Origin of the sequence: Tepidiforma sp., from assembly GCF_034433535.1 — a bacterium.
GTDB lineage: Bacteria > Chloroflexota > Dehalococcoidia > Tepidiformales > Tepidiformaceae > Tepidiforma.
Window position 1 is genome coordinate 1 of record NZ_DAOUAO010000152.1, and the last position, 7,811, is coordinate 7,811.

The following is a 7,811-nucleotide window of genomic DNA, read 5'->3' on the forward strand; positions in this document are numbered from 1 at the left end:
GGGGCCAGCGGGCGGGGCGTTCGGCGTCGCTCGTGGCAGGCTAGAAGCGCTTCTCTTTGATGCGGGCCGCCTTCCCGGTCAGGCCGCGGAGGTAGTAGAGGTTCTTGCGGCGGACGACACCGCGGCGGACCACCTCGATCTTGTCGACGCGGGGGCTGTTGAGCGGGAAGGTGCGCTCCACCCCGACGCCGCCGGCGGCGATCTTGCGGACGGTGAAGTTGGACATGAGGCCCTTCATCCGCTTGCGGATGACGACGCCTTCGAAGACCTGGATGCGCTCCTTGTCGCCTTCGACAACCTTGGCGTGGACCCGGACGGTATCGCCGGTGTTGAAATCAGGGCGCTCAACCTTCGCGCCGTTCGGCACGAGCGTATCGAGTTCGTAAGACATGGCGGTGAACCCCGGATGGCGTAACTAACACAGCATACCGGGACCGCGCCTACGTTCCACCGGGGAGGCGGCTCAGAGCTTCTGGACCAGCGTGGCAGCGAGCCAGACGGCGAGCACGCCGGCGACCACCGAGAGGCCGGCATAGGCCGCGGCCGTGAGCGGTTCGGACACCTTGAGGAGGTCGTACGTTTCCCAGCCGAAGGCGGAGAAGGTGGTGTAGCTGCCGAGGAAGCCGGTGACCAGCAGCAGGCGCGCTTCGCGCGAGAGCGAGCCCTTTTCGGCGGCGTAGGCGAGCAGCAGCCCGATGAGGAAGCACCCGGTGACGTTGACCACGAAGGTGCCAACCGGGAAGTTGCCGATGAGGCCGGGCCGAAAGCGGCTGCCGACGAAATAGCGGAGCGGTGCCCCGACGGCCGCGCCGAGGATGATGTAGAGGTAGCTCACCGACCGGTGCTCCCGTGGCCGCCGGTACCCCGGGCGGTGGCCCCGAGCTCCGCGGCGAGGACGAATTCGGCGGGCGCCAGCAGGCCAAAGACCAGCTGGGCGATGCGATCGCCCGGTTCGATGGTGTGCTCGATGCCGGGGGCGATGGTGTAGAGCGTGACCAGCAGTTCGCCGCGGTAGTCGGCATCGATGGTGCCGAAGCTGCAGAGGACGCCCTGCCGGGCAAGGCCGCTGCGCGGGCGGACCTGGGCATCGATGCCGGGCGGGATCTCGAGGGCGATGCCCGTCGGCACCAGCACGGGGCTGTTGCCGATGCGCAAGGGGGCATCGATGCAGGCGGAGAGATCGAACCCGGTGGCGAGGTCGGTGGCGCGGGTCGGGACGCGGGCGCCGTCGCGGAGGAGCTTCACCCGGACGGCGGCTGGCTGCATGGGCGGATGCTAGCAGCGATGCGGGCGTGACGCACCCACTTGACGGGACCGCGGCATGTGGCCACGATGTAGCCACTCGTTCCCCCGGGGGAGCCCGTGAAAACCATCGGCGTGCGGCAACTCAAGAACGAGGCCACGCAGATTGTGCGGCAGGTCCGCGAGCAGCGGGCCGTGTTCATCGTGACGGTCAACGGCGAGCCCGTGGCCACGCTGCGGCCCTATTCGGAGCGGGACATCGCGGGGATGCACCGGGGGCAGGCGGCCGCCGAGATCGCCGCGATCGAGGAACTGGCGCAGGCGGTCGGGCGTGCGTGGCTGAGCCTGCCGGCGCTGGGCGATTCGGCCGGGGGCGAGCGCTGATGGCCGTCCTCGATGCGAGCGTGCTGATTTCGCTGTTCAACGGGCAGGACCGCCAGCACGGGGCGACCATCGCCTGGCTGCGCGAGGCGATCGCCGATGGGGAGCCGCTGCGCTGCCCCGTGACCGCGATGGCCGAGGTCTCGGCGGCGGTTGCCGCGGGAACGGGCGACAAGCAGCTCGCGCGGGAGGTCGAAACGTACCTGCGCTATTCCCCGCTGTTCGAGTTCCTGCCGGTCGCGATGCCCCTGGCCGAACGCGCCGCGGCCCTGGCGGCCGAGCACCAGCTGCGGGGAAGCGACGCGATCTACTTCGCGGTGGCGGAGACGCTGGGGGACCGGCTGGTGACGCTGAACCCGCGCCAGCTGCAGCGCGGGTCGGCGGTGGTGGAGACAGTGCGGCCGCGAGCGGCCGGCTGACGGCGGGACAGCGCGCCGGGGCCTTACCGGGCGTTTCCCTGGGCCCCGCCGAAGATGGGCGGTCCGTGCCATGGTTCTGGTAGAAATCTCACCCGAAACCAAGGAGCCCCATGTCACGCCATCCGCTCGACCACGACCATGACCAGCCGCACGACCGCGGCCTGCAGTTCGACCTCCAGACGCTGCGGGCGCAGTTCGACCGGCGCGGCGCGCTGAAGCTGCTCGGCGGGCTGGCCGCCCTGGCGGTGGTCGGCTGCAGCGAGACCGAGTCGACGGGCAGCGGCAGCACGGCCACCGCGGCCCCGGGCGGGAGCACGCCGACCGCCGCCGGCGCCAGCACGACCACGGCAACGGGGGCCGCGAACGTCCAGGTGAGCCCCATTCCCACGCAGGACACCCCGGTCTCGGCCTGCACCGGGGCCATCCCGCGGGAGACGGCCGGGCCCTATCCGGGCAACGGCTCGAACGGGCCGAACGCGCTCGCGCAGAGCGGCATCGTGCGGCGGGATATCCGCTCCAGCTTCGTCGTCTCGACGCGGCAGGCGGCGGGGGTGCCGCTCGACTTCGAACTCGTCGTGGTTGACACGAAGAAGAACTGCCAGCCGATCGCCGGGGCGGCGGTGTACGCGTGGCACTGCGACCGCGACGGCGCCTACTCGATGTACACGCTCCCGAACGAGAACTACCTCCGGGGGGTGCAAGCGACCGACGCCAGCGGGGTGGCCGCCTTCACCTCGATTTTCCCGGGCTGCTACGACGGCCGCTGGCCGCACATCCACTTCGAGGTCTACCCGAGCCTGGAGCAAGCCACCTCTTCAGCGAACAAGCTGATCACCTCGCAGCTGGCGCTGCCGGAGGACGCCTGCCGGGCGGTTTACGCGACGAGCGGCTACGAGCAGAGCCTGCGCAACCTCGGCCGGATTACGCTGCAATCGGACAACGTCTTCCGGGATGGGTGGACGCTCCAGCTGGCGGAGGTGACGGGCGACGCATCGAGCGGCTACCGGGCCCGCCTGCTGGTGGGCATCTAAGCGCGAGGGCGGGGCGCGGCCAGCAGGTTAGCGGAAGAGGTCGCGCTCCGACTCGCGGATGATGAGCTGCATGGTGGCCTCCTCATCGGGCTGCCAGGGGAGGCCGCGGATGACGGCGGCCGGCACACGGGAGAGGTTGCCCTTGACCAGCTCGGCAGCGCCGGCCAGCTCATCGGCGGTGCAGAGCGCCTGTACGCGGAATTCGTGGCCGTGGGGGTCGACCTGGCCGATGTAGCTGGTGATCGGGTGCATCCCGGCGATGCCGATGGCGACATCGGTCTGGCCCTCCCGCCAGGGCCGCCCGAAGGTATCGGAGATGATGACGGCGACATCGACGCCGCGCGCCTTCAGCCCCTGGCGGATGCGCCGGGCGCTGGCGTCGGGGTCGACCGGCAGGAGGACGGCCAGCCCATGGCCGCCGGAGGAGGACTGGTCGACGCCGGAGTTCGCGCAGACGAAGCCGTGGCGGGTTTCGGTGATGAGCACCGGGCCGACCTGGCGGACGACCCGGCGCGCCTCGCGGAGGACCAGTTCGACCACGGTCGGGTCCTTCTCCCAGCGCTCGGCGTACTGGCGCGCGAACGGCGAGACCTCGACGTTCGCGAGGTCGACCACCCGGCCCTCGGCCTTGGAGACGATCTTGGAGGTGACCACGAGGATGTCGCCATCGGCGAGGGGCCGGCCGGCCGCGGCCGCGGTTTCGTGGATGAGCTGCGCGAGGTCGACCCCCGGGGTGATTTCCGGGAGGCCGGGGATGCCGAAGATTTCGAGCGAAGACACGGGCGACCTCCGGGGGATCAGGACGCGGCGAGGAAATCGAGCAGGACGGCGGCGGACCGGTCGGGGTCGTGCGCCCAGAAGTTGTGGCTGTCGCCTTCGAGCAGTTCGAGCCGGGCGCGCGGGATCTGCTGCTTGAGCAGCGTGGCGTTGGCCGGGGGCACCAGCCGGTCGAGAGTGCCGTGCATGATGAGCACCGGGAATCCGGCGGCGTCGACCGCGGGGTTCGGGTCGGGCGCGGCCTGTGCCGCCTGCAGCTGGAACTGGAAGGTCCGCGCGGGGGTTGGATTGGCCATCGTCCGCTCGAACCGTTCGACGAGCACGGGTTCGTTGGCGGCGATCCAGCCCGGAGGGTGGATGATCGGCCAGCTGGCGCGGGCGGATTCGATGAGGGGCTTTGCGGGGTCCCAGAAGAGGGCCGTGCGGAGGTCTTCCTCGGTTGCCGGGATGCCGTTCGGGGGGCACAGGAGCGAAAGGGAACGGATACGTTCAGGGCCGTGCTCGCGGACGACGTGGCGAACGATGATGCTGCCAAGCGAGCAGCCGAGGAGATGGAACGTTTCAAGGCCCAGCTCATCGGCGACGGCGAGGACATCTGCGGTCATCTCGGACATGGTCCACGGCGAGCCGGGCCGGTCGGACCTGCCCGTCCCGCGGTTATCGAGCAGGACCAGGCGATAGCGCTCCGCCAGGAGGTCCGGGAAGCGGTCCCACCATTCGATGGCGCTGCCGCCGATGCCATAGACCATCACCAGCGGCTCGCCCTGCCCGTGGGTTTCGAACCAGATGCGGGCGCCGGAGCGTTCGGTGTACGGCATCTCAGATGCCCACGATGCGGATGCTGGTCTGCGTCTTGTGCTTGCGGTTGAGGTTGATGAGCAGGGAGGTGAGCATTTCGACGTAGCGGCTCTGGCTGGGGCCGCCGGCATCAATGCCGCGCACGCCCGCGATCTGGTTGGCGAGGCCGATGATGACCTGCTTGGCCTCGGCATCGCGGCCGCAGACAAGGACGTCGGCATCGATCGGGTGGTCGAGGTGCTGGAGCTCTTCAGCGCTGAGGTTCTGGAAGGCGCTCACCACGCGCGATTCGGGCAGCTGGGCGATGGCCTCCTGCAGGGCGCTGCCCCCGGGGACATCGAGCGCGACGGCGCCGACTCCCTGGCGGAATTCAAGCGGGGCGACTACGTTGCAGACGATTTTGCCGGCGAGCGCGGGGGCAAGGGACTCGAGGGTGGCGGCTTGCCCGGAGTAGGGGAAGGTGAGGAAGACCACCTCGGCGTCCGCGACGACTGCGGCGTTATCGGCGCCGGTGGCCTTCGCGCCGGGGACGGCCTCGCGGACCTTCGCGGCGGCCTCTTCGCCGCGCTCGGCGGAGCGGGAGCCGATGGCGACCTCGTGCCCGGCGCGGGCAAAGCGCATTGCGAGACCTAGGCCTTCGGGACCGGTCCCGCCGACGAATGCGAGCTTCATGCAGCCTCCTGCGGGTGCTGGTAGGGGTGCCCTACAGCGTAGCGGGTCGGCCCGCGGAGCGCGATGCGTGGGCACGCCCACAGGAAGGGTGCGCGAACGGCCCTGGATTGACGTACCGTAAGAGGAGGAGATCGCACGGACCGGCCCGGGAACGTTCAGCGGCGTTTCCCCGGCAGGGCCGGGGCGGTCCGCCAGTCTGGTATACTCGGAGCAGGGCGCGCCGCCCCCGGAAAACGGAGTTCCCTATTGTATTCCCGCTGGATCCGCAACAGTTTCTTCTGGCTCCTCATCATCGTTGCCGTCATCGCCATTTTCTTCGCGTTCTTCTCGAACGGGAGCGACCACCAGTCGGTCGAATTCGGGCAGGTCATTACCGACGCTGAGCGCGGCAGGATCGAAAAGATCGAGGTAGACGGCCGCGACCTGACGGTCACCTACGTTCGGCAGCCGAACGAGGAGACCGGGAAGGTGGTCAAGGCAAAGGCTGGCCCAAATACCAACCTCGAACAGATTCTGACCGACCGGGGCGTTTCGCTCAGCCGGGCCCCGGGCACCGCCGAGGGCGTTCCGGCGGTCAACCTCGAATACAAGGACAGCTCGGGCTTCGGGCCCTTCCTCGGGCTTCTGCTGAACATCCTGCCGTTCCTGCTCTTCGGCCTGTTCCTGCTGCTGATCATGCGGCAGGCGCAGGGTTCGAACTCGCAGGCGATGAGCTTCGGCAAGAGCCGAGCCCGGCTGTTCACCGGCACGAAGGTGACCGTCACCTTCGCCGACGTGGCAGGCGTGGATGAGGCGAAGGAGGAGCTGGCGGAAGTCGTCGAGTTCCTGAAATACCCCGAAAAGTTCGCGGCGCTGGGCGCCCGCATCCCGAAGGGCGTCCTGCTGGTGGGTCCGCCCGGCACCGGGAAGACGCTGCTCTCGCGCGCGGTCGCGGGCGAGGCCGGGGTGCCGTTCTTCAGCATATCGGGCTCGGAATTCGTGGAGATGTTCGTGGGCGTGGGCGCGAGCCGCGTGCGCGACCTGTTCGACCAGGCGAAGAAGAACGCGCCCTGCATCGTATTCATCGACGAGATCGACGCGGTCGGGCGGCAGCGCGGAGCCGGTCTGGGCGGCAGCCACGACGAGCGCGAGCAGACTCTGAACCAGATTCTCGTGGAGATGGACGGGTTCGATACCGGCACGAACGTCATCGTTATCGCCGCGACGAACCGCCCGGACATCCTCGACCCCGCGCTGCTGCGGCCCGGCCGCTTCGACCGCAAGGTGGTGCTCGATGCGCCGGACATCAAAGGCCGCGAGGCGATCCTGAATGTGCACCTGAAAGGCAAGCCGATCGCCGATGACGTGACGGTCTCGGTACTCGCGAAGGCCACCTCGGGCTTTTCCGGCGCGGACCTGGCGAACCTGGTCAATGAGGCCGCCATCCTCGCGGCCCGGCGGAACAAGAAAATCATCACCATGAAGGAGTTCGAGGAGGCGATCGACCGCGTCATCCTCGGGCCGGAGCGGAAGAGCAAGGTGATGAGCGAGCTCGAGAAGAAGGTAACTGCTTACCACGAAGGCGGGCACGCCATCGTGGCCCACTTCCTCAAGCATCACGACCCGGTCTACAAGGTGACGATCGTCTCGCGTGGGATGAGCGGCGGCCACACCCGCTTCCTCGGCGAGGACACGAGCTATCACACCCCGTCGATGTTCAAGGACCGCATGGCGAGCGCGCTGGGCGGGCTGGCGGCCGAGGAGATCGTCTTCGGCGAGGCTTCGACCGGGCCCTCGAGCGACATCCAGCAGGTGACCCGCATTGCGCGTTCGATGGTGACGCGCTGGGGCATGAGCAAGCGCCTCGGCCCGCGGACCTTCGGCAAGACCGAGGAGCTTGTGTTCCTCGGGCGAGAAATCTCGGAGACACGGGACTACAGCGAAAAGATTGCCGAGGAGATCGACGAAGAGGTGCGGGAGCTCATCGATGAAGCCCACGCCGTGGCGACGAAGATCCTGCTCGAGCACCGCGCGCTGCTCGATAAACTGGCGAACGTGCTGATCGAAGTGGAATCGCTCGAGGGGGACGCGCTGGTGCGCCTCCTGAACAGCGACCCGAACGAGCCGTGGCCGCCGCCGGACCTGGCCGAGCCGAAGCCGGAAGCGCAGCCGAAGGCTCCCAGCGAGGAGGCGCCCCGCCGGCCGGTGTTCGAACCGAAGCCCTCGCCCGGGCTGGCCTGGGAGACCGGCAACCAGGCGCGCACCGACGGCAACTAGACTGGCGATCACGAGAGCCCCGGCCCCCGGTCCGTTGACTGGACCGGGGGCCGGGGCGACACTGGAAGAACCGTCTACGGGATTCCCGGAGTACACGTATGGAAGCGATCGTTCGCGCCGATGGGCGCCAGTTGCGCCTCATTGAGGGGCAGGAATTCGAGCTGAACCGGGTCGCCGGCGAGCCAGGCGATGTGGTGGACCTGGATGTGCTGATGGTCCTCGACGGGCCGTCGGT

At 68.9% G+C, this 7,811-nt stretch carries 10 protein-coding genes; 4 read left to right on the forward strand and 6 right to left on the reverse strand.

Features of this window, described 5'->3' with window-relative positions; translation table 11 throughout:
* Positions 1–40: 40 nt before the first annotated feature.
* From rplS to dut, 3 genes are all read right to left on the reverse strand, one after another.
* Positions 41–391, reverse strand: coding sequence for a 50S ribosomal protein L19 (gene rplS, locus VAE46_RS08245; protein WP_322796450.1), 351 nt, complete (start codon positions 389–391; stop codon positions 41–43).
* Positions 392–463: 72 nt separating this feature from the next.
* Positions 464–835, reverse strand: a complete 372-nt coding sequence (crcB, locus tag VAE46_RS08250) for a fluoride efflux transporter CrcB (protein WP_322796451.1) — start codon at positions 833–835, stop codon at positions 464–466.
* Positions 832–1,266, reverse strand: coding sequence for a dUTP diphosphatase (dut, locus tag VAE46_RS08255; protein ID WP_322796452.1), 435 nt, complete (start codon positions 1,264–1,266; stop codon positions 832–834). The genes crcB and dut overlap by 4 nt, the downstream gene beginning before the upstream one ends.
* 96 nt (positions 1,267–1,362) lie before the next feature.
* On the opposite strand from dut, the gene VAE46_RS08260 reads away from it, so the two are divergent.
* The 3 genes from VAE46_RS08260 (at position 1,363) to VAE46_RS08270 (ending at position 3,073) form a co-directional block, all read left to right on the forward strand.
* A complete protein-coding gene (locus VAE46_RS08260) occupies positions 1,363–1,626 on the forward strand; it encodes a type II toxin-antitoxin system Phd/YefM family antitoxin (RefSeq protein WP_322796453.1) in 264 nt (87 codons plus the stop codon).
* The gene (locus tag VAE46_RS08265) at positions 1,626–2,042 is read left to right on the forward strand and encodes a PIN domain-containing protein (protein WP_322796454.1); all 417 of its coding nucleotides are present in this window, start codon (positions 1,626–1,628) and stop codon (positions 2,040–2,042) included. Before VAE46_RS08260 ends, VAE46_RS08265 begins: the two co-directional genes overlap by 1 nt.
* 110 nt (positions 2,043–2,152) lie before the next feature.
* Positions 2,153–3,073 carry an intradiol ring-cleavage dioxygenase gene (locus VAE46_RS08270; RefSeq protein WP_322796455.1) on the forward strand — a complete coding sequence of 307 codons (921 nt, stop codon included), beginning with the start codon at positions 2,153–2,155 and terminating at the stop codon, positions 3,071–3,073.
* Between the two features lie 27 nt (positions 3,074–3,100).
* Here VAE46_RS08270 and cofE read toward each other — a convergent pair whose 3' ends face one another.
* Genes cofE through npdG form a run of 3 tightly spaced genes read right to left on the reverse strand, consistent with a single transcriptional unit; the run spans position 3,101 to position 5,320 of the window.
* Positions 3,101–3,853 carry a coenzyme F420-0:L-glutamate ligase gene (gene cofE, locus VAE46_RS08275; RefSeq protein ID WP_322796456.1) on the reverse strand — a complete coding sequence of 251 codons (753 nt, stop codon included), beginning with the start codon at positions 3,851–3,853 and terminating at the stop codon, positions 3,101–3,103.
* Positions 3,854–3,870: 17 nt separating this feature from the next.
* On the reverse strand, positions 3,871–4,668 hold the full coding sequence (locus tag VAE46_RS08280) for an alpha/beta hydrolase (RefSeq protein WP_322796457.1): 798 nt from the start codon (positions 4,666–4,668) through the stop codon (positions 3,871–3,873).
* Between the two features lies 1 nt (position 4,669).
* The gene (gene npdG, locus VAE46_RS08285) at positions 4,670–5,320 is read right to left on the reverse strand and encodes an NADPH-dependent F420 reductase (RefSeq protein WP_322796458.1); all 651 of its coding nucleotides are present in this window, start codon (positions 5,318–5,320) and stop codon (positions 4,670–4,672) included.
* Positions 5,321–5,566: 246 nt separating this feature from the next.
* On the opposite strand from npdG, the gene ftsH reads away from it, so the two are divergent.
* Positions 5,567–7,576, forward strand: coding sequence for an ATP-dependent zinc metalloprotease FtsH (gene ftsH, locus VAE46_RS08290; protein WP_322796459.1), 2,010 nt, complete (start codon positions 5,567–5,569; stop codon positions 7,574–7,576).
* Positions 7,577–7,811: the final 235 nt, after the last annotated feature.

What these genes read in the sequence shown, in the direction of transcription:
- npdG (WP_322796458.1), bottom strand. Translation starts at nt 5,320, where the DNA reads ATGAAGCTCGCATTCGTCGGCGGGACCGGTCCCGAAGGCCTAGGTCTC.
- dut (WP_322796452.1), bottom strand. Translation starts at nt 1,266, where the DNA reads ATGCAGCCAGCCGCCGTCCGGGTGAAGCTCCTCCGCGACGGCGCCCGC.
- VAE46_RS08280 (WP_322796457.1), bottom strand. Translation starts at nt 4,668, where the DNA reads ATGCCGTACACCGAACGCTCCGGCGCCCGCATCTGGTTCGAAACCCAC.
- VAE46_RS08270 (WP_322796455.1), top strand. Translation starts at nt 2,153, where the DNA reads ATGTCACGCCATCCGCTCGACCACGACCATGACCAGCCGCACGACCGC.
- VAE46_RS08265 (WP_322796454.1), top strand. Translation starts at nt 1,626, where the DNA reads ATGGCCGTCCTCGATGCGAGCGTGCTGATTTCGCTGTTCAACGGGCAG.
- rplS (WP_322796450.1), bottom strand. Translation starts at nt 391, where the DNA reads ATGTCTTACGAACTCGATACGCTCGTGCCGAACGGCGCGAAGGTTGAG.